The organism is Sphingobium yanoikuyae, from assembly GCF_034424525.1.
GTDB classification, from domain to species: domain Bacteria; phylum Pseudomonadota; class Alphaproteobacteria; order Sphingomonadales; family Sphingomonadaceae; genus Sphingobium; species Sphingobium yanoikuyae.
Map to the genome: position 1 here is coordinate 4,407,943 of NZ_CP139979.1, position 24,146 is coordinate 4,432,088.

The following is a 24,146-nucleotide window of genomic DNA, read 5'->3' on the forward strand; positions in this document are numbered from 1 at the left end:
AGTATAGGACATGAACAAGACCGACATGGTAGACGCCTTCGTCATGCCCAACCTGCCGTGGATCATCGGCGGTGGGCTTCTGATCGGGGCGATGGCGATCGGCGGGTGGATCTTCACCACCTGGCTCCGCGTCCGCAACGGTTACCCGCTGGAAAATAGCTGGGGCAAGGCGGTCTATCCGCAGAAGAATGAGGAACTGGTCGAGCGCATCAAGCTGATCAGCCAGGAAAATGCCCAGCTGCGCGCCGAAATCGGCTCGATGAAGGATCGCCTCGCGGTGGTCGAGCGGATCGTCACCGATGAAAGCCATCAGCTCAATCGCGAAATCGAGCGGCTGCGCGGCCCGGCGAACTGATCGCCCCGCACGCCCAAGGGAGGACAAACATGAATCCGTTTGAAATGGTCGTCGCCATCGTCGGGATTACCGCCATCGCCAGCGTCGTCCGGGCCAAATATGGCGTCGTGCGCCGCCACAAGGGCGAGGATTTCATCCAGCGCGGTCCCGATCCGGAGGCTGAACGCCTCCGCGCCGAAGTGAAGGCGCTCAAGGACCGGGTCGCCGTGCTGGAACGGCTCGCCACCGACAGTTCGACCGCGCTGGAGCGCGAATTCGAGAAGCTCAAGGACCGCGACTGATCGCGGCAAAGGACACAGGGAGGACATCATGCAGGATCCCCTCTTCTACCTGACCATGGCCACCGCCGGCCTCGCCGGACTCACCATCGTCGCCTTCGCATCGCTGCGCGGCTGGAATGGCTGGCTCGATCTCAAGCGAGCGGAACTCAATCGCCGCAACGAGGAAGCCGCGCCACCCTCGGCCGCCGCCCGGATCGAGGTCGCCGACCTCAAGGAACGCATCCGCAAGCTCGAAGCCATCGCCGCCGGCGTCGATCTGTAACGGCCCTTCTCCGTTCGCCCTGAGCGAAGTCGAAGGGCCAGGCTGAGCCAGAGGCGAAGCCGCGTCCCTCCGCTTGGGGACCGGTTTCGGGCTTTCCCGCACCGCTTTTCCCCCTATATGGGCGGCATGACCGATCAGCCCGCCCCGATGCCCGTTCTGGCCGACCTCCAGGAAGAATATGAATTTCTCGACGCCGATGATCGCTATCGCCTGTTGATCGATCTCGGCCGGGGGCTGGAGGATATGCCCGACGCGCTCAAGACCGATACGACGCTGGTGCGGGGCTGTTCGGCGGCGGTCTGGGTCTATCCCACGGTGCTGGATGACGGCCGGCTCCATTTCCTTGCTGACAGCAATGCCGCCATCACCAAGGGGATCATCGCGCTGGTGCTGCTGACCGTGCAGGACCGCGCCCCGGCAGAGATCGGCGCGACCGATATCGAGGGCGCGCTGGCCCCCTTCGACCTCAAGAACCAGCTGAGCTCCAACCGCACCCAGGGCATTCCCAACATGATCGCCCTGATCCGCGAGACCGCTGCTCGCTACGCCTGACGGAAACTCCCGCGCATCCCCGCGTTCTTGCCTGACAAGGAGAATGCGACAATGCGCCATATCATGCCCCTCGCCATGCTCGGCCTGCTGGCCGCCTGTTCGGGCGGGGACAAGAAGGAACCGACCCAGCGTGACCAGATCGGCCAGGTCTGGAAATATGAAACCGCCGGCGCCAGCCAGAAGGTCGCCTATATCGGCAGCGCCAACAGCGTGCAGACGATGACCGCCGCCGACACCTTCTCGGTGCTGATGGTCCAGCCCATGTCCAATGGCGAAAAGACGGTGACGGTGAAGCTGGTCGGCGCGCCCTTCCAGTGCGACCTGTCCGATTGCGCGGTCAATGCCACCACCGATGACGGCAAGGCCCATCGCTGGAAGGGCCGCATGACCGAAGCGAAGGACGGGATCGAGATCATGCCCTCTCAGAACGCCTATGAGGCGATTGCCAAGGCCAGGAGCCTGAAGGTCGATCTTGCCGTCGGCCCCAAGGATCAGCGCTTCCCGTTCGAATTCAACGTCGCCGGGCTTGACCTCAAGAAGGGCGCCTGATGCGCGACTGGCGAGCGCGACGCTGCGCTCGCCATGATCGCCTGCCTTATTCCTGCAGCGACACGCCGGGGCTGCGCGGGTCGGCGGCGCCGATCCAGTGGCCGTCGGCGGTGCGCTCGGCGGCATTGGCCTTGAGGCCCAGGCGCGAAATGGTGACGCGGTGGCCCAGTTTCTCCAGCGGTCCCTTCATTGCCTCCAGCGACGTGCCCTGCTCCAGCACCAGCCCGTCGCCATTGAAGAATTCCAGCCCCAGCGCGATCGAATCCTGCGCCGACAGGCCCCAGTCGAAATGGGCGATTAGCGCCTTGGCGACCTGCATGATGATGGTCTTGCCGCCGGCCGCGCCAACGGTGAAGATCGGCATGCCCTTGGCGTCATAGACGATCGTCGGCGACATGGACGACAGCGGCCGCTTGCCCGGCTCCACCCGGTTGGCGACCGGCGCGCCATTCTTCTCGGGCGTGAAGCTGAAATCGGTCAGCTCATTGTTCAGCACCACGCCATTGGCAACCAGCTGGCTGCCGAAGAAGCTCTCGATCGTCGATGTCCAGGCGGCGATGTCGCCATTGCGGTCCACCGCGACGAAATGGCTGGTGCCGCTTTCCGGCTGGGGCAGGGCGCTGGTGCGCGGCTGCGCCCCGGCGGGCAGGCCGGGCTTATAGGCAGTGAGCGCCTTGTTCAGCCGGATCTCGCCCGATCGCTGCTTCAAATAAGCGGGATCGATCAGCCCGGCGATCGGCACATGGACGAATTCGGGATCGCCCAGCCAGGTGTCGCGATCGGCATAGGCGAGTTGCATCGCTTCGCCGATGACGTGCCAGGAGCGCGGATCATCCTTGCCCCACTGCGCCAGCGGGAAGCGCTCGACCATGCCCAGCACCTGCAGCACGGTGATGCCGCCGGCCGACGCCGGGCCCATGCCGCACACCGTATAAGCGCGATAATGGCCGCATACCGGCTTGCGGTCCTTGACCTTGTAATTGGCCAGGTCGTCGGTCGTCATCGGCACCGGGTTCCGCGGCGCAGTGGTGACGGCCTTGGCGATCGCCTGCGCATTCTCGCCCAGATAGAAGGCGTCCGGCCCTTCCGCCGCGATCCGCTTGAACAGGGCGGCGAGCGGTGGGTTCTTCAGCGTCGTGCCGACCGCCGGCAACTGCCCGTCGATCCAGTAATAGCTGCGGATTTCGGGGAAATCGGCCCAGATATTCTGCAGCGCCTTCAGCGCCGTGGCGGTGCGCTCGCCCAGCTGGAAGCCGTCGTCGGCCAGCCGGATCGCCGGCTGAAACAGGTCGGCCCAGGGCAGCTTGCCCCATTTCTTGTGGGCTTCCCATGCCATGCGCAGATTGCCCGGCACGCCGACCGAATAGCCGCCCGGCCAGGCCTGGACGAAGGGCAGGGGCTTGCCGTCGGCGCCCATGAAACGGTCGGGCCGGGCAGCGGCCGGCGCGGTCTCGCGCCCGTCGATCGATTCCAGCACGCCGCTCGCGCCGTCATGATGCATCAGGAAGCCGCCGCCGCCGATGCCGCTATTATGCGGCTCGACCACGTTCAGCGCCAGCATCATCGCGATCGCCGCATCGGTGGCGCTGCCCCCCTTGCGCAATATTTCCTGCCCCGCCGCCGCCGCGCGCGGATCGGCGGCGGACACGGTGGCATTCAACGCCACCGGCTCGCGCGCCAGCGCGGTTACGGGCGCCAGGGCAAGGGGGGCAATCAGGGCGAAGGGGGCCAGCAGGCCGGTCAGGCGGGAGGTCATGGCCGGCACCCTAAAGCTCGCATTTCGTTTCGCAACCCTTCTTGTTTCGATCATGTCCGGGAAGGACGGATCAGGCGTCGATCCCCACCACCTCGCCGATATGGCGCACGCCATCGCGCGCCATCAGCGCCTTCAGGCCTTCATTGATCCGCCTGGCGAGATAGGGGCCTTCATAGACCAGCGCGCTATAGACCTGCACCAGCGATGCGCCGGCGCGGATGCGGGCATAGGCCTGCTCCGCATTGGCGATGCCACCCACGCCGATCAGCGGCAGCCGGTCGCCCAGCAGCCGGCGGAAGTCGCGCAGCTTGCCCAGCGACAGGTCGGTCAGCGGCGCGCCCGACAGGCCGCCGGTTTCGCCCGCATGGACCGATTGCAGTGCCGGGCGGGTGATGGTGGTGTTGGACACGATCAGCGCGTCGATCCGGTGGTCGATGCAGGCGGCGGCGATATCCTCGATATCGGCCGGCTCCAGGTCGGGTGCCACCTTCAGGAAGATCGGCGGGCCGCCTTCGGGCCGTGCCGCCATCACCGCGCCCAGCAGGTCGTCCAGCGCCGCCCGGCCCTGCAGCGCCCGCAGCCCCGGCGTATTGGGCGAGGAGATATTGACGGTCAGATAATCGGCCAGCGGCGCCATGCAGGTAACGCCGGTGGCATAGTCGGCATTGGCGCGCCCGGCCGCCGTCGCTTCCTTGTTGGCGCCGATATTGATGCCGATCACCGGTCCTTCGCCCACCGGCCGGCGATAACGGGCGATGCGGTCGGCGGCGGCGCCCTGGCCGCCATTGTTGAAGCCGAAGCGGTTGATCACCGCCTTGTCCTCGACCAGCCGGAACAGGCGCGGCTGGGGATTGCCCGGCTGTGCCAGCGGGGTCAGCGTGCCCAGCTCGGCAAAGCCGAAGCCCAGCCCATGCATCTTGTGCGCGACCCGGCCATCCTTGTCATAGCCTGCCGCCAGACCCACCGGATTGGGAAAGGCGATGCCCGCTACCGTCTGCGCCAGCATTGGGTCGGCCTGCAGCGGGGCTGGGGTCGGCATCATCCGCAGCAGCGCGATCGACAGATTATGGGCGCGCTCGGCATCGAGCGCGAAGAAGAGCGGACGGATCAGGCGATAGGACATGGCCGCGCTATGCCAGCGGTGCCTGCGCAGGTCGAGTCGTGTTGCGTTATTGCAACAACATATTCCCTTGCGTCATTTCATGACAGAAAACGTCATGAATGCGATCCTTTTCGGTCGTCAGATGTCCGATCTGTCCAATAATCTTCCACCGATTCGGGCTTAAAGCCGTCTTGCGACCCGAAGGCTCTAGGCCATTTTGGCTGATGAGACCTTTTCCTGACCCGGCAGTGAAAGCTGCCGGGTCATTTTTTTGTTGCAACGCTGTGGCGAAAAATCGTCATGGTGACGTCATGGCTCTTGCACGGTCGTTGGCCGCGCTCATAATGCCGCCATTGGGGTGAAACTATGGGGCCGCAACATTGGGATTTGCCGCTGAGTGCGGCGCGGGGGGTGGTACCGGATAATCGCGGGCCATTGTCCTATTCGGTGGATGCCGAACAGGGCCCGGTCCGCTTGCGCTATTTTACCCCGCCGGAAAAGGTCCGGCCCTATTTCGGCTCGCTTTACATATTTTCCGTGGCGGCCGACCATTATGCCGACGTCACCCGCGCCGATGTCGCGCAGTTGCGGCTGATGCTGCGGGGCGATGGGCGCTATCATTTCCAGGATGGATCGGTGCAGAGCGGCCCCCCGCGGTCGGCCTGATCGGCCCCACGCAGGGCGCAACCCGCTTCGAACTGGATGCCCCGACCCGGCTGCTGGGCGTGTCGCTGCTGCCGGCTGGCTGGCTGGCGCTGCATGGTGGCGACGCTGACAAGCTGGCTGATGGCCTGTGCGATCTGGCGGCGGAACGGGACGACGGCTTTCTCGACCTGCTCGCCCAGTTGCAGCGCATGGAGGATGGCGACGCCATGGCCGCGCTCACCTGGTCCTTTCTCGCCGAACGGATCAAGCCACTGCCCGAAGCGACCTGGGCGATCCTGCGGGCGATCGACAGCTGGCTGATCGGCGAAGGATCGCCCCGGATCGAGGTGCTGAGCGAAATGACCGAATTGTCGCCGCGCCAGCTCGCCCGCATCACCAACAAGCTCTATGGCGCCCCGCCCAAGCTGCTCGCCCGCAAATATCGTGCCCTGCGCTGCAGCGCGCGGATCGCGCTCGATCATGAAAGCTGGCAGGCGTTGTGCGACGATGGCAGCTTCTACGATCAGTCGCATTTCATCCGCGAGATCAAGCATTTCATCGGCATGACCCCGCACCAGCTGCAGACCGAGCCGACCGCCGTGGTCCAGCTGACCCTGCTCCGCCGCACGCTGGGCGGCGATGTCGCGGTGCTCAACCGCCTCAGCTGATCGCCCCTTCGATCCAATCAAAAATGCCTTGATTCCGGGGGCGAGTGGGACCACATGCCCAATCGGATTGATTCGATCCGATTTGAGAATGGTTCGCAACACGCATGAAATTATCGAGCTTTGCCGATTATGCCGTCGTGCTGATGTCTGCCGCCGCCCGCCACTGCGGTGCGGCCAAGATGAACGCGACCACGCTCAGCGCCGAAACCGGCATCCCGCTGCCCACCGCGCAGAAGCTGGTGAGCCGGCTGTCGGCGGCGGGTCTGCTCGAATCGAGCCGGGGCACCGGTGGCGGCGTGCGCCTGTCGCGCCCGCCCGCGACGATCACCCTGGCGGACGTGGTGGAGGCGGTCGAAGGCCCCATCGCCATGACCGCATGCAGCGAACAGGGGGCGCATGACTGCAATCTGGAACAGGATTGCCGCATCCGTCCGCACATGAATCTGGCGAACAACGCGATCCGCGAAGCGCTCGCGAACGTGACCATCGCCAGCCTGACACGAGAAATGGCATGACTGAAGAAGTGAGCACCGTCCGTAATCAGGAAGCGCTGGAGGCCGCCGAGCGCGCCTCCACCTATGAGCATGGCTGGTCGTCGGCGATCGAGCAGGATTTCGCGCCCAAGGGCCTGAACGAGGATACGGTCCGCTTCATCTCGGCCAAGAAGAACGAGCCGCAATGGTTGCTCGACTGGCGCCTCAAGGCCTTCGCCATGTGGCAGAAGATGGAAGCGCCGGACTGGGCCAAGCTCAATGTCCCGCCGATCGACTATCAGGACGCCTATTATTACGCCGAGCCCAAGAAGAAGGTGGAGCTGGATTCGCTGGATCAGGTCGATCCGGAGATTCTCGCCACCTATCAGAAGCTGGGTATCCCCATCGCCGAGCAGGAAATGCTCGCCGGCGTGAAGGGCAGCCGCAAGATTGCGGTCGACGCCGTGTTCGACTCGGTTTCGGTCGCCACCACCTTCCGCAAGGAGTTGGAAGAGGCTGGCGTCATCTTCCGCTCGATCAGCGAAGCGGTGCGCGAATTTCCGGACCTCGTAAAGAAGTGGCTGGGCAAGGTCGTGCCGATGCACGACAATTATTTCGCCACCTTGAACTGCGCGGTCTTCTCCGACGGCACCTTCGTCTACATTCCCAAGGGTGTTCGCTGCCCGATGGAGCTGAGCACCTATTTCCGCATCAACGCGGAAAATACCGGCCAGTTCGAACGCACTTTGATCGTCGCGGACGATGGCGCCTATGTCTCCTATCTCGAAGGCTGCACCGCGCCGATGCGCGATGAAAATCAGCTCCACGCCGCCGTGGTGGAACTGGTCGCGCTCGACGATGCCGAAATCAAATATTCGACCGTCCAGAACTGGTATCCCGGTGACGAGAATGGCAAGGGCGGCATCTATAATTTCGTGACCAAGCGCGCGCTCTGCCAGGGCCGCAATAGCAAGGTCAGCTGGACCCAGGTTGAAACCGGTTCGGCCATCACCTGGAAATATCCGTCCTGCGTGCTGAATGGCGAGAATAGCGTCGGCGAATTTTACTCGGTCGCGCTCACCAACAATCTGCAACAGGCCGACACCGGCACCAAGATGATCCACAATGGCAAGGGCAGCCGCTCGACCATCGTGTCGAAGGGGATCAGCGCGGGCCGCAGCAACAACACCTATCGCGGCCTCGTCCGCGTCGCGCCGGGCGCCGAAGGCGTGCGCAACTTCACCCAGTGCGACAGCTTGCTGCTGGGCGACCAGTGCGGCGCCCACACCGTGCCCTATATCGAGGTGCGCAATCCCTCGGCTCAGATCGAGCATGAGGCGACCACCAGCAAGATCAGCGACGACCAGCTCTTCTACGCGATGCAGCGCGGCCTGGATCAGGAAAGCGCGGTCAGCCTGATCGTCAACGGCTTCGCCAAGGAAGTGCTGCAGCAACTGCCGATGGAATTCGCGGTGGAAGCGCAGAAGCTGCTGGGCATTTCGCTGGAGGGTTCGGTCGGTTGATCGATCAGACACCTCTGGATCAGGCACGCCGCCTAAACTCCCCTCCCCTTCAGGGGAGGGGCCGGGGGTGGGGGCTCTCGGCTGGTCGTCTCGACCAGTTGAAGGGCTTCGCGCGCGAAATGCGTCATGAGCCGACCGAGCCGGAAAAGCGCCTATGGGCGAGATTGTCCCGCTCCCAGATCGGTGGCCATAAATTCCGCCGCCAATCCGTGATCGGCCCTTTCATCGTCGACTTCCTCTGCCCGCAAAAGGCGCTGATCGTGGAAGTCGATGGAGACACCCATGTTGCGGGTTCCGATGTGGCGCGCGATCAGGCGCTGCAACAACAAGGTTATCAGGTCATTCGCATCGCCAACCAGGACGTGATGCGGAATATCGAAGGGGTTTGTGCCGCGATCCTCGGCGCGCTGGATCAGGCGCCGGATCGTTGGGCTAGCCCCCACCCCAACCCCTCCCCTGAAGGGGAGGGGCTTTTTCAGATCAACGAAAAGACGAGCGATCAATGAGCGACGAAGACGATATCCAGGATGCCCTCGCCGATTTCGCGGAGGATGTCGGCAATGGCCAGGCATGGACCGCCGCGATCCGCATCCTGACCGAGGATTATGAGCTGGAAGAGGGCGAACTTGCCGCCCGCGCCGCCAAGGATTTCGGCGATCTCGACGCCTATCAGGCCGAATGCCGCGATGCGCTGGAAAAGGGCGATGTCGCGATGACCGAGAAGCTGCGCACCGACAAGGCGTTCCACAAGGCGAAGGCGCCCAACCTCGCCCGCATGGGTCCGGTCAGCGAATTCGTCGTCGCGCTGCTGGAAAAGGGCGCGCCGGAACCGGACGCCGACTGGTGGCCCTATATGCCGATCAAGCGCCATATCGACACGCTCTTCCCCGCGCCGGGCGACGTGCGCGACATGGCCTTCTGGACCGCGCGGACGCTCCAGCGCGCGCACAAGGATTAAAGACAGATGCTGACGATCGAGAACCTCACCAACGAAATCGACGGCAAGGCGATCCTCAAGGGCCTGTCGCTCCAGATCAACGCGGGCGAAATCCACGCGATCATGGGGCCGAACGGCGCCGGCAAGTCGACCCTTGCCTACACGCTGGGCGGCCGCCCCAACTATGACGTGACCGGCGGCACCGCGACCTTCGAGGGCGAAGACCTGTTCGCCATGGACCCGCATGAGCGCGCCGCTGCCGGCCTGTTCCTGGGTTTCCAGTATCCGGTCGAGATCCCCGGCGTCTCCAACCTGCAGTTCCTGCGCGAAAGCCTCAATTCGCAGCGCCGCGCGCGCGGCGAGAAGGAACTGAACGGCGGCGAGTTCATCAAGCTGGCCAAGGAAAAGGCCGGCCTGCTCGGCCTCGACATGGAGATGCTCAAGCGTCCGGTGAATGTCGGCTTTTCCGGTGGTGAGAAGAAGCGCGCCGAAATGGTCCAGATGGGCATCCTCGATCCCAAGCTCGCGATCCTCGACGAAACCGACTCGGGCCTCGACATCGACGCGCTCAAGACCGTCGGCGCGGGCATCAACGCGATCATGCGCAAGCCTGACAAGGCGGTGCTGCTGATCACCCATTATCAGCGCCTGCTCGACTATGTGAAGCCGGACTTCGTCCACGTCCTGGCCGCCGGCCGCATCGTCAAGTCGGGCGGCCCGGAACTGGCGCTGCAGCTGGAAAGCGAAGGCTATTCAGAAGTGCTTGGGGCCGAGGTGACCGCGGCGTGACCCTGCTTGCTCTCCCCACGCGCAAGGATGAAGCCTGGCGTTACAGCGATCTTGACGCACTCGCCGCTGCCTGGCCGGTGCCGGCCGCGACCCGGATCACGGTGGCGGAGGGCGAAAGCGCGCATGACCATCTGCTGCAGGACGCGGCCGATGGTGCAACCGCTGTGCATGACTATGTCATTGATATCGCTGATAATGCCCGGTTCGATTTCCATCTGCTCAACATTGGCGGCAAGCTTGGACGTGTCACTTTCGCTGTCACGCTGGGCAAGGGCAGCCATTTCGAGCTGAACGGCGCGATCATCGGCGGTGGCGAGCAGACTCTGGAGATCATCACCAGCGTCACCCATGCCCAGCCCGACGCGACCAGCGGCCAGACCGTCCGCTCGATCCTGGGCAGCCATGCCACCGGCAATTATCTGGGCAGCATCAATGTCGCCCGCGATGCCCAGCGCACCGACGCCATCCAGTCGATCAAGGCGATGCTGCTCGACCGCACCGCCACGGCCAATGCCAAGCCGGAACTGGAAATCTATGCCGACGACGTGAAATGCGCCCATGGCGCCACGGTCGGCGAGCTGGACCGCCAAGCGCTCTTCTACATGGCCTCGCGCGGCATGGACCCGGCCACCGCCAAGACGCTGCTGCTGAAAGCCTTCGTTGCCGGCGTGTTCGACGATGTCGCGCAGGACGATCTGCGCGAACGGTTCGAAGCGGCGGCGCTCGCCAAGCTGGGGACGCTGGTATGACCGATCTCGCCCAAGGCCTGCGCCTGCGGGACGACTTTCCCGGTGTCGGCGACTGGCATTATCTCGACAGCGCCGCCACCGCGCAGAAGCCGACCGCCGTGATCGACGCGATCGCCCGCGCCTATGGCCCGGACTATGCCACCGTGCATCGCGGCGTCTATGAACGCTCGGCAAACATGACGCTCGCCTATGAGGCCGCCCGGCGCAAGGTCGCCGGCTTTATTGGCGCGCAGTCGGACAGCGAGATCGTCTATGTCCGCGGCGCGACCGAGGGCATCAACCTCGTCGCCCAATGCTGGGCCGGCACGCAGTTGAAGGCCGGCGACCGCATCCTGCTGTCGACCCTGGAACATCACAGCAATATCGTCCCCTGGCAGATCGTGGCTGAAAAGGTCGGCGCCCAGATCGACGTGGTGCCGCTGACGCAGGATGGCCGGATCGATCTCGACGCGATGCGCGCGATGATCACGCCGCAGCACCGCATGGTCGCGCTCGCCCATGTGTCGAACGTGCTCGGCAGCGTGCTCGATTGCCGCCGCGCCGCCGATATCGCCCATATGGTGGGCGCCAAGATCCTGATCGACGGTTGCCAGGCGGTCCCCCGCCTCGCCGTCGATGTGCAGGCGCTCGACTGCGACTTCTACGTCTTCTCCGCGCACAAGCTTTACGGCCCGACCGGCATCGGCGTGCTGTGGGGTCGCAAGGAACTGCTCGACGCCATGCCGCCCTATCAGGGCGGCGGGTCGATGATCGACAAGGTGACGTTCGAAAAGACGACCTATGCCCCCGCGCCGACCCGGTTCGAGGCAGGCACGCCGCATATCGTCGGCGTCGTCGGCCTGTCGGCGGCGATCGACTATGTCCAGGGCATCGGCCTCGACACCATCCACGCCCATGAATGCGCCATGGTGGCCAAGGCCCGCACCGCGATCAGCCAGATCAACAGCGTGCGCGTCTTTGGCCCGGAAGATTCCGCCGGTATCCTTTCTTTCGAGGTGGAGGGGGTGCATCCGCACGATGTCGGCACCATATTGGATGAAACGGGTGTCGCGATCCGCGCCGGCCATCATTGCGCCCAGCCGCTGATGCGGCATCTGGGCGTCGAGGCGACCGCACGGGCCAGTTTCGGCATCTATAGCGACGACAGCGACGTGGATGCGCTGGTCAAGGGTATCGAACGGGTAAGGAAGATCTTCGGATGACCGAGGAAAAGAAGTTCATGGTGGAAGAAGTCGACGCGGTGGAAACCCCGCCCAAGGCGCGCGTGGAAGAGGCGGAGGCCGCTCCGCGCCAGCGCGACTATCTCGACGGTTTCCTGGCGCAGAAGCCCAGCGAAGTCGCGGCCGGCGAGCCGGGCGGCGATCTCTATGATGGCATCATCGATGCGCTGAAGGAAATCTTCGACCCCGAAATCCCGGTCAACATCTATGATCTCGGCCTCATCTACGGCGTCGACGTCACCAGCGATGGCCATGCCGTCGTCACCATGACGCTGACCACGCCGCACTGCCCGGTCGCCGAATCCATGCCTGGCGAGGTCGAACTGCGCGTCGGCGCGGTGCCGGGCGTCGGCGATATCGAGGTGAACCTGGTCTGGGATCCGCCATGGGATCCGGGCAAGATGTCGGACGAAGCCAAGCTCGAACTGGGAATGCTCTGATGACCGAGACGACCACCAAGCCCCGTGCCCGTCCCGCCGCCGTCATGCTGACGCCCAGCGCGGAAGGCCGCATCGCCGAACTGATGGCGCAGGCACCCGAAGGCGCGATCGGGGTCAAGCTCTCGACCCCCAAGCGCGGCTGCTCGGGCCTTGCCTATTCGGTCGACTATGTGACCGAAGAGGCCAAGTTCGACGAGAAGATCGAGACCCCCGGCGGTGTCCTTTACATTGACGGTGCCTCGGTCCTCTATCTCATCGGTTCGACCATGAACTGGGTCGAGGATGATTTCACCGCCGGCTTCGTCTTTGCCAATCCCAACGCCAAGGGCAGCTGCGGCTGCGGCGAGAGCTTCACGGTCTGATACCAGTTCAGGGGAGGGCGCCGATGCTGCACATGCTGATCCTCGGCATGGGCTATAGCGCCTCCCGCCTCGCCGCCCGGCTGCGCGCCGAGGGCTGGCAGGTCACCGGCGTCCGCCGCAGCGCCGATGCCCAGGCGATCGCCTTCGATGATGAACCGGCCGTCCGCGCCGCCATCGCCGGCGCCACTCATATCCTCTCCTCCGTCCCGCCCGAGGGCGAGGAGGATCCCGTCCTTACCCGCTATGGCGCCGCGATCGCCGCCGCGCCGGCGCTCTGGGTCGGCTATCTCTCCTCGACTGGCGTCTATGGCGATGCAGCCGGCGCCTGGGTCGATGAGGCGAGCCCTGTGGGGCAGGGGCGCCGCACCGCCCGCGCCCGCGCCGATCTCGCCTGGGGCGCCTTGCGGCCCGATGTCCGTCGCTTCCGCCTGCCCGGCATCTATGGTCCCGGCCGCTCGGCGCTCGATCGCGTCCGGGCCGGCAAGGCGCACCGCATCGCCCTGCCCGGACAGATATTCAGCCGCGTCCATGTCGACGATATCGTCGGCGGCATCATCGCCGCCTTTGACGGCCCGCCCGGCGCCTATAATCTGGCCGACGACCGGCCCTGCGCCCAGAATGATGTGATCGCCACCGCCTGCGAACTGCTGGGCCAGCCGCTACCGCCGTTGCTGTCGCTGGAACAGGCGGACCTCTCGCCCCAGGCGCTGGCCTTCTATGCCGAAAACCGCCGCGTCGCCAATGGCCGGGCGCGTCGGCTGCTCGGCTGGAAACCTCTTTACCCCACCCATGTCGAAGGTCTAAGGGCCTGTCTTGTGGAAGAAAATCAGCCTTGCTGATCGGTTCGTCGCATGGTTTACGCCCCGTTAACCAGCGTGCGCCGAAAGCGGGATGACCGCATCAACAAGGGTGTGTCATGACCAGCATCGACAAGACTGTTTCCACGCTCGGTGACCGCATCAACGCCATGTCCGTGCCCGATCGCGCGGCCCCTGCACCGGAATCGCTCAGCAGCCTGATCGCCCGCCTCAACATGGCCAAGCTGCGCTATCAGCCCGGCGGCGTCAGGCTCTAGTTTTCGCCCGCAGCGCGATCACCATACCGGCGATCGCCAGCAGCGCGCCCGGCACGGCCAGCCCGCTCCAGCGATAGCCCTCCATCATCGTGGAGATCAGCATCGCGATTACCGGGATCAGTACGCTGGTATAGGCGGCCCGACCCGCGCCCATGCGCTGGATCAGCCCGAAATAGAGCGGGAAGGTGACGACCGATCCCGCCAGCGCCAGCCATCCTATGCCCAGCAGATAGCCGATCCGCGGCTCGATCACCGGCGGCCCGGTGGTGATCCAGGCAAAGGCGGCGTCGATTCCCGCGCCGATCAGCATTGCCCAGGCCAGCACTGCGATCATCGGCAGCCGGCGGGCGATGTCCATGCCCTGCATCACGTTGGCGGTCGATGCGCTCATCAGACCGGCACAGGCAAAGGCCGCGCCCAGCACCACCTTGTCCGGGTCGATCCCGGCAAAGCGATATTCATGCACCAGCATCATGGCGATGCCCGCCGTCGCGATCACCGATCCGCCGATGAAGGCGCGGCTGACCGGCTGGCGATGGAAGATCCAGGCCAGGATGCTGTTGGGGATCAGCAGCATCGCATAGACCACCGCCACCACGCCCGACGTCAGATAGACTTCGGCGCGATAGACGAAGTTGAAATTGAGCACGAACTGCGCCGTGCCCAGCAGCGCGGCAAAGACCAGGCCGCTCCGCCCGATATTGAGCGACACGCCGCGCATCCGCGCGAACGCGGCCATTGCAAGCCCCGCCAGCAGGAAGCGATAGCAGACCGACCAGCTTGCGGGCACGCTGCCCAACTGGTCGCGGATCACGATCCAGGTCGAACTCCAGATCAGGGTGACGAGTATGAAGGGTAGGGCGATGCCGCCGCGCTCCATCCCGCCCCGCTCCATCCCGCGCCGTGCCCTGTCGTCAGGCGTCATGATGCCCCAAGGCCCGGATCGCGTGGGCCAGCGGCGCGACGCTCTGCGCATCCTGCGACCAGTTGGTCACCAGCCGCGCCGCGCCCTCGCCCCAGTCATAGAAATCGAAGCCCTGCGCGCGCAGCGTCGCCGCTTCCGCCGGGGTCAGCCAGACGAACAGCTCGTTGGCCTCCACCGGATGCATCAGTCGCCCGGCCGCGGCCTGCGCCAGCACCTGCGCTGCGCCATTGGCGGCGCGGGCATTGTCCAGCCACAGTCCGTCCTCGACCATCGCCAATATCTGCGCGGCGAGGTAGCGCCCCTTGGAAAAGAGATGGCCGGCCCGCTTGCGCCAGCGCGCCGCTTCCGCTGCCCGCGCCTCGCGTTCGGGGCCGAAGAACAGAAGCGCCTCGCCCACCATGCCGCCATTCTTGACGCAGCCGAAGGAGATGATGTCGATCCCCGCGCGCCAGGTGACGTCGGCCGGCGCGCAGCCCAGATGCGCCACCGCATTGGCAAAGCGCGCGCCGTCCATGTGGAAGCCCAGCCCATTCGCTTTCGCGATCTCGCCCAGCGCCGCGACCTCGTCCGGCGTATAGACCATGCCATATTCGGTCGCATTGGTGATGCTGATCGCCCGTGCCGGCACCTGATGCACGTCGGGGCGGATGGCCTTGAGCCTCGCCTCCACGACATCGGGCAACAGCTTGGCGCCGACGCCGGGCAGCGCCATCAGGCTGGCGCCATGGGTGTAGAAGCCCGGCGCGCCGCATTCGTCGACGACGATATGCGCTTCCTCATGGCAGATCACCCCGCCATAGGGCGGGCACAGACAGGCGAGCGCGATGCTGTTCGCCGCCGTGCCGGTGGCGATCCATTGCGCCTTCACCGGCGTCTCGAACAGGTCGGAAAAGGCGCCGTCCAGCCGCGCGCTCCACGCGTCGCCGTCATAGCCATGGTCGGCATGGTCTGCGCCGGCGATGGCGGCCATCACCTGGGGGCAGATCGGGGTGGCATTGTCCGAAAAGAAGTGCATGGCGCATGCGATACAGGGCGCGCGCTGGGACGGGAAGAGGCCAGCGACGGCGCCTTGGCTCTTTATTCCAAAATTGGTCAGTATATATGACCAATTGTTTCGCGGGGCCGGATGTGACATAGGCGCCCCCGTCCAACGCATAAGGAGACTCACCATGGACGTCGAACAGAAGTCGCGCTTTACCGTTACCCCCAGCAGCAAGGCTGTGGCGGCGGACGCGCGCGCGGTACTTCTGGAGGATCCGGGCTTCGGCCGGCTCTTCACCGACCATATGGTCACCATCCGCTATACCGAGGGGCAGGGCTGGCACAGTCACAGCGTCGGCCCGCGCGAGCCGTTCCAGCTCGATCCCGCCTGCGCCGTGCTCCATTATGCCCAGGAAATCTTCGAAGGCATGAAGGCCTATCGCCTGGCCGACGGCAGCGTCGCCATGTTCCGGCCGGAGGAAAATGCCCGCCGCTTCGCCGAGTCCGCCGAACGCATGGCGATGCCGGCGATCCCGGAAGACATGTTCCTCGAAGCGGTCGAGCAGCTGGTGAAGATCGACGCGGACTGGATTCCGTCGGGTGAGGGCAGCCTCTATCTGCGCCCCTTCCTGTTCGCCAGCGAAGCCTTCCTGGGTGTGCGCCCGTCGAACGAATATATTTTCTGCGTCATCGCCTCGCCCGCCGGAGCCTATTTCAAGGGCGGCAAGAAGGCCGTGACCCTGTGGGTGTCGGAACATTATACCCGCGCCGCGCGCGGCGGCACCGGCGCTGCCAAGTGCGGCGGCAACTACGCCGCATCGCTGGTCGCGCAGAAGGAAGCGATCAAGCATGGTTGCGACCAGGTCGTCTTCCTCGACGCCGCCGAGAACAAGTGGGTCGAGGAACTGGGCGGCATGAACGTCTTCTTCGTGATGGATGACGGCTCGATCGTCACCCCGCCGCTGACCGGCACCATCCTGCCCGGCATCACCCGCAACTCGATCATCAGCCTGGCCCGCGCCAAGGGGCATGAGGTGCGCGAGGAGCCCTACAGCTTCGCCCAGTGGCGCGCCGACGCCGCCAGCGGCAAGCTGCGCGAGGCGTTCGCCTGCGGCACCGCCGCCGTCGTCACGGCGATCGGCACGGTCAAGAGCACCGACGGCGATTTCACCGTCGGCAATGGCGATGGCGGCCTGGTCACCGAAAGCCTGCGCGCCGAACTGACCGGCATTCAGCGCGGTAGCGTGGCCGATCCGGCCGGCTGGGTCCGCACGCTTTGATTTAGAGCCGCTCACCTGAGACAAAATGTCGCCCCCGCTTTCACCCCGAAAGCGGGGGCGATGCTTTTCAAAGTGCCTTCAAGCGCCTAGACAGATGCCCATGCAACGCTTCGACGTCGTCATTCTTGGCGGGGGCCTGGTTGGCCTCACCCTGGGCATCGCTCTTTCGCGCCATGGCGTGCAATGCGCCGTGATCGATCCGGCCGACCCCGTGCAGGCCACGGCCGCCGGTTTCGACGGTCGCGTTTCGGCGATCAGCTCGACCAGCTTCGCGATGCTTCAGGCGATCGGCGTTGGCAAGCATCTGGAGGGCAAGGGCTGCCCGATCGACCGTATCTGGGTCAGCGACGGGCTGGAGCCGGGCGCGCTCGACTTCGTGCCGGACGCGGATGATGGCGTGATGGGGACGATGTTCCCCAATCGCGACCTGCGCGTCGCGCTGGCGCAGACCGCCGCCGAGGTCGAAAACCTCACTATCTTCCAGCCCGATCGCGCCGTCCATGTCGATCGCAATGCCGATGGCGTCACCCTGACGCTCCAGAACGGCGCGACGATCCACGGCGCACTGCTGGTCGCGGCGGAAGGGCGCAACAGCCCCACGCGCGAGGCGGCGGGCATCAACACCACCCGTTGGCAGTATAAGCACACCGCCATGGTCACCGCGATCGACCATGAAGTGCCGCACGCCAACACCGCCTATGAAATCTTCTATGTCGGCGGTCCGCTCGCGCTGCTGCCGATGCTGCCGGGCACCCGATCCGCCGTGGTCTGGACCGTGCCCACCGATCAGGCGCCGGCGATGCTCAAGCTGTCGGAACGCGCCTGGCTCGCCGAAATGCAGAAGCGCATCGGCGGCTTCCTGGGCGAGATCAGCCTGGCCGGCCCGCGCTCCCCCTACCCGCTCGGCTTCCACCATGCCGCGCGCATCACCGACACCCGCCTCGCGCTGGTTGGCGACAGCGCCCATGCCATCCACCCGATCGCCGGCCAGGGGCTCAATCTCGGCTTCCGCGATGTGGCGGCCCTGGTCGAGGTATTGGTCGAAGGCATGCGCCTTGGCCTCGATCCGGGCGATGCGCAACTGCTCGCCCGCTATCAGCGCTGGCGCGGGCTCGATACGATGATGACCAGCGTCGCGATGGATGGCCTGGTTCGCCTGTTCGACATTCCCGGCAAGCTGCCCTCGCTGGTCCGCCGCGCCGGCCTTGCCGCCGTGCAGCGCACCAGCCCGCTCAAGAACCGCTTCATGGCCGAAGCCCGCGGCCAGTCCGGCGCCCTCCCGCGCCTGCTCGCCGGCGAGATGGTGTAGGGGGCAGGCGAGCATAGTCGCTTAACCATCATCGTCACCCTGAACTGTTTCAGGGTCCATTTCTCCCAGCAGGCCAACCGCCAGTCGGACCTGATGGATGCTGAAACAAGTTCAGCATGACGTTAGAGGGAGATCACAGCATCCGCCGCAGCACCCCGTCCTTCAGCATGAAATGATGGCGCAGCGCCGCCAATATGTGGACGATGATGAGCGCGCTCCACAGCCAGGGGATCAGCTCATGCGCCTCGTGCGAGATGCCGACGATCGCATCGCCCTTGGCCACGCCGAATTTCGGCACGTCGAACAGGAAGAACCAGTTCAGGGGCCGCTCGCCCGCCGACGACATGATCCAGCCGGACAGCGGCACGATCAGCATGAAGGCGTAGAAGGCGATATGGGTGAGGTTGGCGGCCAGCTTCTCCCAGCCCGGCATCGCGGCCGGCAGCGCCGGCGGCTTGTGCCCCAGCCGCCAGACGATGCGCAGGATCGTCAGCGCCAGCACAGTGAGGCCGATCGACTTGTGGACCGGCATCACCTTCCATTCCCTGGGCAGGCTGTCATGGGCAAAGCCCAGCCACAGATTGACCAGGATCAGGATCGCGATGATCCAGTGCAACAGGCGGGCGACGGACGTGTAACGGGCCATGGGCTGCTCCTTTTACGGAAGTCTCGCCTGGGCCCTGCGCGCGCTACCCCGCCCGCACGGCCCAGCTATGTCGAAAGGATACGCACGGTGGCGATAAGGTCCTTATCCGGCGTGTCTTTTATCCCTGACGATTGGCGACCAGATTATCCACAACCGACGGGTCGGCAAGTGTACTAACGTCCCCCAGCGCCTGCGCGGACACTTCGCCCTCGGCGATCTTGCGCAGGATGCGGCGCATGATCTTGCCCGAACGGGTCTTGGGCAGGCCGGGCGCGAACTGGATCGCGTCGGGCGTGGCGATCGGGCCGATCTCGGTCCGCACCCATTTCACCAGATCCTTGCGCAAATCGTCGCTCGGCTCCTCGTTCGCGTTCAGCGTGACATAGGCATAGATGCCCTGGCCCTTGATGTCGTGCGGGAAGCCGACCACCGCCGCCTCGGCGACGCTTTCATGCAGCACCAGCGCGCTCTCGACCTCGGCCGTGCCCATGCGGTGGCCCGACACGTTGATGACATCGTCGACCCGGCCGGTGATCCAGTAATAGCCGTCGGCGTCACGTCGCGCGCCGTCGCCGGTGGTATATTTGCCGGGAAAGGTGGTGAAATAGGTCTGGAAGAAGCGGTCATGGTCGCCCCACACCGTGCGCATCTGGCCCGGCCAGCTGCCCGCGATCACCAGATTGCCTTCGGTCGCGCCCTCCTGCACCGCGCCGTCGCCATCCAATATCTGGGGAATGACGCCGGGCATTGGCAGGGTGGCGCTGCCGGGCTTCAGGTCGGTGGCGCCGGGCATCGGCGCGATCATCGCGCCGCCGGTCTCGGTCTGCCACCAGGTATCGATGATCGGGCAGCGGCCTTCGCCGATCACGCTATGATACCAGCGCCAGGCTTCCGGATTGATCGGTTCGCCGACCGTGCCCAGCACGCGCAGCGAGGCGCGGCTGGTCGAATGCACATAATCGTCACCCTCCTTCATCAGCGCGCGCAGCGCCGTGGGGGCGGTGAAGATGGTGTGGACCTGATGCTTGTCGACCACTTCCCAGATGCGCGCCGGGGTCGGCCAGTTGGGCACGCCCTCATACATCAGGGTCGTCGCGCCGTTCGCCAGCGGACCGTAGACGATATAGCTGTGGCCCGTGACCCAGCCGATGTCGGCCGCGCACCACCAGACGTCGCCGGGCCGATAGTCGAAGCACAGTTCATGGGTCAGGCTGGCCCACAGCAGATAGCCGCCGCTGGTGTGCAGCACGCCCTTGGGCTTGCCGGTCGAGCCTGAGGTGTAGAGGATGAACAGCGGGTCTTCCGCATTCATCGGTTCGGGCGGGCAGTCGGCCGATACCTGCGCCGCGGCCTCATGCAGCCAGATGTCGCGCCCCTCCCGCATCTGCACCGCGCCACCGGTCGCCTGCACGACGACGACCTTGTTGACGCAGGGTGCCTCGGCCAGCGCGGCGTCGACATTGGCCTTCAGCGGCACGGTCTTGCCCGCGCGTCGGCCTTCGTCGGCGGTGATGACGATGGTCGAATCGCAATCGACCAGGCGTCCGGCCAGCGCCTCGGGCGAAAAGCCGCCGAACACGACACTGTGGATCGCCCCGATCCGCGCGCAGGCGAGCAGGGCAAAGGCTGCCTCGGGGATCATCGGCATATAGACGGTGATGCGGTCGCCCTTCCGCGCGCCTGCGTCCTTCAGCACATTGGCGAGGCGGCAGACTTCCTCATGCACCTGCTTGTAGGTGTAGCGTCGCACGTCGGCGTCCGGACTGTCGGGTTCCCAGATGATCGCGATCTGGTCGCCGCGTTCGGCCAGATGCCGGTCGATGCAGTTGGCGCTGACGTTCAGTTCGCCGTCGGCGAACCATTTGACGCCGAAATCCGCCTCATGGAAGCTGCTTTCATCGGCCTTGGTCGGCGGCGTGATCCAGTCCAGCCGCTGCGCCCGCTCCAGCCAATAGGCGTCGGCGTCCTCGATCGAGCGTGCATAATCGGCCGCGCGGCCTTCCCGGTCCAACAGGGCCTGGGCGGCCCATTGGGAGGGAACCGGGAAGAAATCGTCAGACATCCAGCTATCCTTTCCTGTGCGCTAAATTCCATGCGCTTGCAGCAGGTTGTAGGAGGCGCGCAGCACGACTTAAAGGGGCGATGCGCGTTTCGCCGCGTTTCTGTGTTTTTGCGCCTTTCCCGGCGCGCGGCCCCGGCCTAACAGAAGATCATATGTGGCAACTTTTCCAATTCCCGCTCTGTCCCTTCTCCCGCAAGGTCCGTCTGCTGCTTGGCGAGAAAGGCATCGGCTATGATCTGGTGCGCGAATCTCCCTGGGAAATGCGCGACGAGTTTCTGGATCTCAATCCGGCCGGCACCACCCCGGTGGTCGTCGACCAGGAAAAGGGCGTCACCCTGATCGACAGCCAGGCGATCTGCGAATATTTCGAGGAAACGGTCGAAAAATTTCCGCTGATCTCGGGCACGGCTGCCGGGCGCGCGGAAGTGCGGCGCCTGACCGCCTTCTTCGACCAGAATTTCTACGGCGATGTCGTCGGCCCGCTGCTGCATGAGCGGATGAAGAAGCGGCTGATCGAGCGCGTCTCGCCCGACGCCCGCGTCCTGCGCGAAGCGATGCGCCGGGCCAACGTCCATATGGACTATATGGATTATCTGCTCGACCATCGCAGCTGGATGGCCGGCGGCACGCTCAGCCTTGCCGATATCGCGGCGGCGGCGCATCTGTCGGTGGCGGATTATCTGGGCGGCATCGACTGGGCCGGGCATGAACCGGTCAAGCGCTGGTATGCCGGCTTCAAGTCACGCCCCTCCTTCCGCCCGCTCTTGTCCGAACGGATGGAAGTCATCACCCCGCCGACCCATTATGAAAAGCCGGATTTCTAAAGGGCACGGGCACGACGCGGTTTAGTCTGCCTCGGCCGCCAGATAGACACGGTTGCGGCCATGTTCCTTGGCCAGGTAGAGCGCCCGGTCGGCGGCCTTCAGCGCCGCGCGCGGGTCGTCATAGGCCAGGACATTGGCAACGCCGGCGGAAAAGCTCACCCGCTCCATCCGCTCGCCATTGGTGCGGTTGACCAGGCTGCGATTGGCCAGATCCTCGCGCACTGCGTCGACTGCCTCACAGGTCTCGGCCGCCGTCTTGCCGCGAAACAGCATGACGAACTCCTCGCCGCCATGGCGGGCGACATGGCAGCGGTCATCGGACGCCTTGGCCAGCAGCCCGGCGACGAATTTCAGCACCCGGTCGCCGGTCTCATGGCCATGGGTGTCGTTGACCAGCTTGAAATGGTCGATGTCGCAGAAGGCGACCGACAATTGCTCGTCGCCTTCCTTCGCCAGCTTCAACTCCTCCCGCAGCACGCCCTCGAAGGCGCGGCGATTGGGCAGGCCGGTCAGATGGTCATGCTCGGCGGCGCGACGCGCGGTCTCCAGGCTCGATTTCAGCGCCTGGGTCTGCTTCTGGTTCTCGCGCAGCTGGGTTTCGACCTGGCGGGTCTTTTCCACCATCGACCGGGTCAGGCTGACCAGCCGCGCCAGGATCGGCTCATTGTCCGCGCCGGCGGCCAGGCCCTTGGCCTGTTCCTGCAATGCCGCGCCATAATCCTTGGCCGAATTGCGGGATTCGGTCATCAGCCCGGTGAATTCGTCCAGATTTTCCTCGACCTTGTCGAGCATGGAGGCGAGCGCGTCGGGCGTCACCTCGTCCGCGCGCTGGCTGGCGGCGAGCGATTCCATCCAGGCGTTGCTGATCTTGCCGCGCTCCATCAGCACTGCCTGCACCGCCTTTTCCACGCCGATGCTGGCCCCGGTCAGATAGTCGAGCGCCACGCCGAAATTGAGCGGCGTCAGGTCCAGATCATGGGCGAACAGAAATTCGCCAATCTCCTCATAGAGGCGACGACGGCGATTGATCTCGCGGCTGGCCGCGCTGCCGGCGCGCGCGCGCGGCTCGCTCTCCACCTGCGGTTCGTCCGGCTTGCCGGACAGGCCACGGGCCCAGCGGGAAAGGCGGTCGGTCAGCCCATGGTGCGAGCCGGCGGTGGATGTGGATGCCCCAGTCATGCCGCTTATAACGGAGGCGCCCGATCAAGGTTAAGGGGGCGCTCGGCAAAAGTCGCAGGAACTTCAATCAGTGACAAATTTTCTACGCAAGTTCAGATATTTGCTGCCACCAGCCAGTCGCGGAAGATGCGCACCGACCGGGTCTGCAAAGCGCGCGGGCGACAGACGAAATAATAGCGATAGGGGCTGTCGCAGCGGATGTTGGGGAACAGCCGGATCAGCCGGGGATCACCCGACTGTTCGAAATGGCTGGCATGCATGACCGCCACGCCCAGTCCCTGGGCGGCGGCTTCCAGCATCAGCTGGCCCGAATCATAATTGTCGATCGCCAGCGGCTGCAGGTCGGGAATGCCCGCCACATCCTTCCACGCGTCGAAGGACAGGGCCATGTCGCGATGCAGCAGGATCGTCTGTTGCGCCAGTTCGCTGGGCGACGCCAGCGCATTGGGGCCTTCCACCATTTCGCGGCGGCCGATCAGATAGACCTGTTCATGGTCCAGCTCATAGGCATAGAGCGCCGGGTCGATATCCTTGCTGGCCAGCACGATCGCCGCATCCAGTCCTTCGCCCAGCCGCGCGACCGCATGGGGCGTCGTTTCGATGTCGATATGCAGCTGCGGGTGCTGCTGGCGCAGCCGGCCCAGATGTGGGAACAGGCGCTGCGTCGCGAACAGCGGCATGACCGCCAGCCGCAGGCGCAGCTGATTGCCGCCGCTCTGGATATTCTCCAGTGCCTGGCTGAGCGAATCCAGCGCCGGGGCGATGTCGTCGAGCAGCCGCTGCCCCTCGGAATTGATCTCCAGCGCCTGATGCTTGCGGTCGAACAGCGGGCGTCCGATGAACCGCTCCAGCGCCTGGACGCGGCGGCTCAGCGCCGGCGTCGACAAAGCGAGTTCCTCGGCAGCCGCCTTGACCGAGCCAAGGCGGGCAACCTGAACAAAGGCCTCCAGGGCCGTAAGAGGCGGCAATCTGCGCATAATCGTCAAATTCTATAAGCCGGTCCGCTGCGTCGCATCATCTGTCATTATCGAACGGCGCGCTTCCCCGGTTCAAGCATCCTGACCTGCAATGAGCAGGAAAACGCGGCAAATGGCAAGATGCAAAAATTGCAACCACCCGATTTTTTTCGCACTTGCAAAATTACCTGCTGCAGCGCACATAGGAAAGGCCTTTCAGGCATCCTCTCCTATAAACTTTCCGGG

General features: G+C 65.0%; 27 protein-coding genes and 1 pseudogene. 20 read left to right on the forward strand and 8 right to left on the reverse strand.

Annotated features, from left to right (window positions below; translation table 11 throughout):
• Window positions 1-10: 10 nt before the first annotated feature.
• From U0025_RS20440 to U0025_RS20460, 5 genes are all read left to right on the forward strand, one after another.
• Window positions 11-355, forward strand: a complete 345-nt coding sequence (locus U0025_RS20440; protein ID WP_004209381.1) for a hypothetical protein — start codon at window positions 11-13, stop codon at window positions 353-355.
• Between the two features lie 29 nt (window positions 356-384).
• On the forward strand, window positions 385-636 hold the full coding sequence (locus U0025_RS20445) for a hypothetical protein (RefSeq protein ID WP_004209382.1): 252 nt from the start codon (window positions 385-387) through the stop codon (window positions 634-636).
• A gap of 28 nt (window positions 637-664) precedes the next feature.
• Entirely contained in the window at window positions 665-898 is a 234-nt protein-coding gene (locus U0025_RS20450) for a hypothetical protein (RefSeq protein ID WP_004209383.1), read from the forward strand.
• Window positions 899-1,015: 117 nt separating this feature from the next.
• A complete protein-coding gene (locus U0025_RS20455) occupies window positions 1,016-1,450 on the forward strand; it encodes a SufE family protein (protein WP_004209384.1) in 435 nt (144 codons plus the stop codon).
• Window positions 1,451-1,501: 51 nt separating this feature from the next.
• The gene (locus U0025_RS20460; RefSeq protein WP_004209385.1) at window positions 1,502-1,999 is read left to right on the forward strand and encodes a hypothetical protein; all 498 of its coding nucleotides are present in this window, start codon (window positions 1,502-1,504) and stop codon (window positions 1,997-1,999) included.
• Between the two features lie 46 nt (window positions 2,000-2,045).
• On the opposite strand, the gene ggt is transcribed toward U0025_RS20460, so the two are convergent.
• Together ggt and U0025_RS20470 are read right to left on the reverse strand one after the other, a co-directional pair.
• The gene (gene ggt / locus U0025_RS20465; protein WP_004209386.1) at window positions 2,046-3,755 is read right to left on the reverse strand and encodes a gamma-glutamyltransferase; all 1,710 of its coding nucleotides are present in this window, start codon (window positions 3,753-3,755) and stop codon (window positions 2,046-2,048) included.
• 70 nt (window positions 3,756-3,825) lie between these two features.
• Window positions 3,826-4,878, reverse strand: a complete 1,053-nt coding sequence (locus U0025_RS20470) for a quinone-dependent dihydroorotate dehydrogenase (RefSeq protein ID WP_004209387.1) — start codon at window positions 4,876-4,878, stop codon at window positions 3,826-3,828.
• A gap of 345 nt (window positions 4,879-5,223) precedes the next feature.
• On the opposite strand from U0025_RS20470, the pseudogene U0025_RS20475 reads away from it, so the two are divergent.
• From U0025_RS20475 to U0025_RS20530, 12 genes and pseudogenes are all read left to right on the forward strand, one after another.
• Window positions 5,224-6,170, forward strand: a pseudogene (locus tag U0025_RS20475) (helix-turn-helix domain-containing protein).
• Window positions 6,171-6,274: 104 nt separating this feature from the next.
• The gene (locus U0025_RS20480) at window positions 6,275-6,685 is read left to right on the forward strand and encodes an RrF2 family transcriptional regulator (RefSeq protein ID WP_004209390.1); all 411 of its coding nucleotides are present in this window, start codon (window positions 6,275-6,277) and stop codon (window positions 6,683-6,685) included.
• Window positions 6,682-8,166, forward strand: coding sequence for a Fe-S cluster assembly protein SufB (sufB, locus tag U0025_RS20485; RefSeq protein WP_004209391.1), 1,485 nt, complete (start codon window positions 6,682-6,684; stop codon window positions 8,164-8,166). The genes U0025_RS20480 and sufB overlap by 4 nt, the downstream gene beginning before the upstream one ends.
• Window positions 8,163-8,672, forward strand: a complete 510-nt coding sequence (locus U0025_RS20490; protein WP_004209392.1) for an endonuclease domain-containing protein — start codon at window positions 8,163-8,165, stop codon at window positions 8,670-8,672. Before sufB ends, U0025_RS20490 begins: the two co-directional genes overlap by 4 nt.
• Window positions 8,669-9,124: a hypothetical protein gene (locus U0025_RS20495; RefSeq protein WP_004209393.1), complete on the forward strand. Its 456-nt coding sequence runs from the start codon at window positions 8,669-8,671 to the stop codon at window positions 9,122-9,124. Before U0025_RS20490 ends, U0025_RS20495 begins: the two co-directional genes overlap by 4 nt.
• Window positions 9,125-9,130: 6 nt before the next feature.
• Complete coding sequence (gene sufC, locus U0025_RS20500) at window positions 9,131-9,892, forward strand: Fe-S cluster assembly ATPase SufC (protein ID WP_004209394.1); 762 nt, start codon at window positions 9,131-9,133, stop codon at window positions 9,890-9,892.
• Window positions 9,889-10,641, forward strand: a complete 753-nt coding sequence (locus U0025_RS20505) for a SufD family Fe-S cluster assembly protein (RefSeq protein WP_004209396.1) — start codon at window positions 9,889-9,891, stop codon at window positions 10,639-10,641. The genes sufC and U0025_RS20505 overlap by 4 nt, the downstream gene beginning before the upstream one ends.
• Complete coding sequence (locus U0025_RS20510; protein WP_004209397.1) at window positions 10,638-11,843, forward strand: aminotransferase class V-fold PLP-dependent enzyme; 1,206 nt, start codon at window positions 10,638-10,640, stop codon at window positions 11,841-11,843. The genes U0025_RS20505 and U0025_RS20510 overlap by 4 nt, the downstream gene beginning before the upstream one ends.
• Window positions 11,840-12,301: an SUF system Fe-S cluster assembly protein gene (locus U0025_RS20515; protein ID WP_004209399.1), complete on the forward strand. Its 462-nt coding sequence runs from the start codon at window positions 11,840-11,842 to the stop codon at window positions 12,299-12,301. Before U0025_RS20510 ends, U0025_RS20515 begins: the two co-directional genes overlap by 4 nt.
• Window positions 12,301-12,663, forward strand: coding sequence for a HesB/IscA family protein (locus U0025_RS20520; RefSeq protein ID WP_004209400.1), 363 nt, complete (start codon window positions 12,301-12,303; stop codon window positions 12,661-12,663). The genes U0025_RS20515 and U0025_RS20520 overlap by 1 nt, the downstream gene beginning before the upstream one ends.
• Window positions 12,664-12,686: 23 nt before the next feature.
• Window positions 12,687-13,502: a Rossmann-fold NAD(P)-binding domain-containing protein gene (locus tag U0025_RS20525; RefSeq protein ID WP_004209401.1), complete on the forward strand. Its 816-nt coding sequence runs from the start codon at window positions 12,687-12,689 to the stop codon at window positions 13,500-13,502.
• 77 nt (window positions 13,503-13,579) lie between these two features.
• Window positions 13,580-13,738, forward strand: coding sequence for a hypothetical protein (locus U0025_RS20530; RefSeq protein ID WP_004209402.1), 159 nt, complete (start codon window positions 13,580-13,582; stop codon window positions 13,736-13,738).
• Here U0025_RS20530 and U0025_RS20535 read toward each other — a convergent pair.
• On the reverse strand, window positions 13,728-14,663 hold the full coding sequence (locus tag U0025_RS20535; RefSeq protein ID WP_174320751.1) for a DMT family transporter: 936 nt from the start codon (window positions 14,661-14,663) through the stop codon (window positions 13,728-13,730). The genes U0025_RS20530 and U0025_RS20535 overlap by 11 nt on opposite strands.
• Entirely contained in the window at window positions 14,653-15,678 is a 1,026-nt protein-coding gene (locus U0025_RS20540; RefSeq protein WP_004209405.1) for a threonine aldolase family protein, read from the reverse strand. Before U0025_RS20540 ends, U0025_RS20535 begins: the two co-directional genes overlap by 11 nt.
• Window positions 15,679-15,832: 154 nt before the next feature.
• On the opposite strand from U0025_RS20540, the gene U0025_RS20545 reads away from it, so the two are divergent.
• On the forward strand, window positions 15,833-16,924 hold the full coding sequence (locus tag U0025_RS20545) for a branched-chain amino acid aminotransferase (protein WP_004209406.1): 1,092 nt from the start codon (window positions 15,833-15,835) through the stop codon (window positions 16,922-16,924).
• A 100-nt stretch (window positions 16,925-17,024) separates the two neighbouring features.
• Window positions 17,025-18,233 (forward strand): UbiH/UbiF/VisC/COQ6 family ubiquinone biosynthesis hydroxylase, encoded by a 1,209-nt coding sequence (locus U0025_RS20550; RefSeq protein ID WP_004209407.1) that lies wholly within the window; start codon window positions 17,025-17,027, stop codon window positions 18,231-18,233.
• A 133-nt stretch (window positions 18,234-18,366) separates the two neighbouring features.
• On the opposite strand, the gene U0025_RS20555 is transcribed toward U0025_RS20550, so the two are convergent.
• Entirely contained in the window at window positions 18,367-18,879 is a 513-nt protein-coding gene (locus U0025_RS20555) for a cytochrome b (protein WP_004209408.1), read from the reverse strand.
• Window positions 18,880-18,997: 118 nt separating this feature from the next.
• Entirely contained in the window at window positions 18,998-20,941 is a 1,944-nt protein-coding gene (gene acs / locus U0025_RS20560) for an acetate--CoA ligase (protein ID WP_004209409.1), read from the reverse strand.
• A gap of 152 nt (window positions 20,942-21,093) precedes the next feature.
• Between acs and U0025_RS20565 the strand changes: the two genes are divergently transcribed.
• The gene (locus U0025_RS20565) at window positions 21,094-21,765 is read left to right on the forward strand and encodes a glutathione S-transferase family protein (protein WP_004209410.1); all 672 of its coding nucleotides are present in this window, start codon (window positions 21,094-21,096) and stop codon (window positions 21,763-21,765) included.
• Window positions 21,766-21,786: 21 nt separating this feature from the next.
• Here U0025_RS20565 and U0025_RS20570 read toward each other — a convergent pair whose 3' ends face one another.
• Both U0025_RS20570 and U0025_RS20575 read right to left on the reverse strand, forming a co-directional pair.
• The gene (locus U0025_RS20570; protein WP_004209411.1) at window positions 21,787-22,944 is read right to left on the reverse strand and encodes a GGDEF domain-containing protein; all 1,158 of its coding nucleotides are present in this window, start codon (window positions 22,942-22,944) and stop codon (window positions 21,787-21,789) included.
• A gap of 92 nt (window positions 22,945-23,036) precedes the next feature.
• On the reverse strand, window positions 23,037-23,921 hold the full coding sequence (locus tag U0025_RS20575; protein WP_004209412.1) for a LysR substrate-binding domain-containing protein: 885 nt from the start codon (window positions 23,919-23,921) through the stop codon (window positions 23,037-23,039).
• Between the last annotated feature and the right edge of the window lie 225 nt (window positions 23,922-24,146).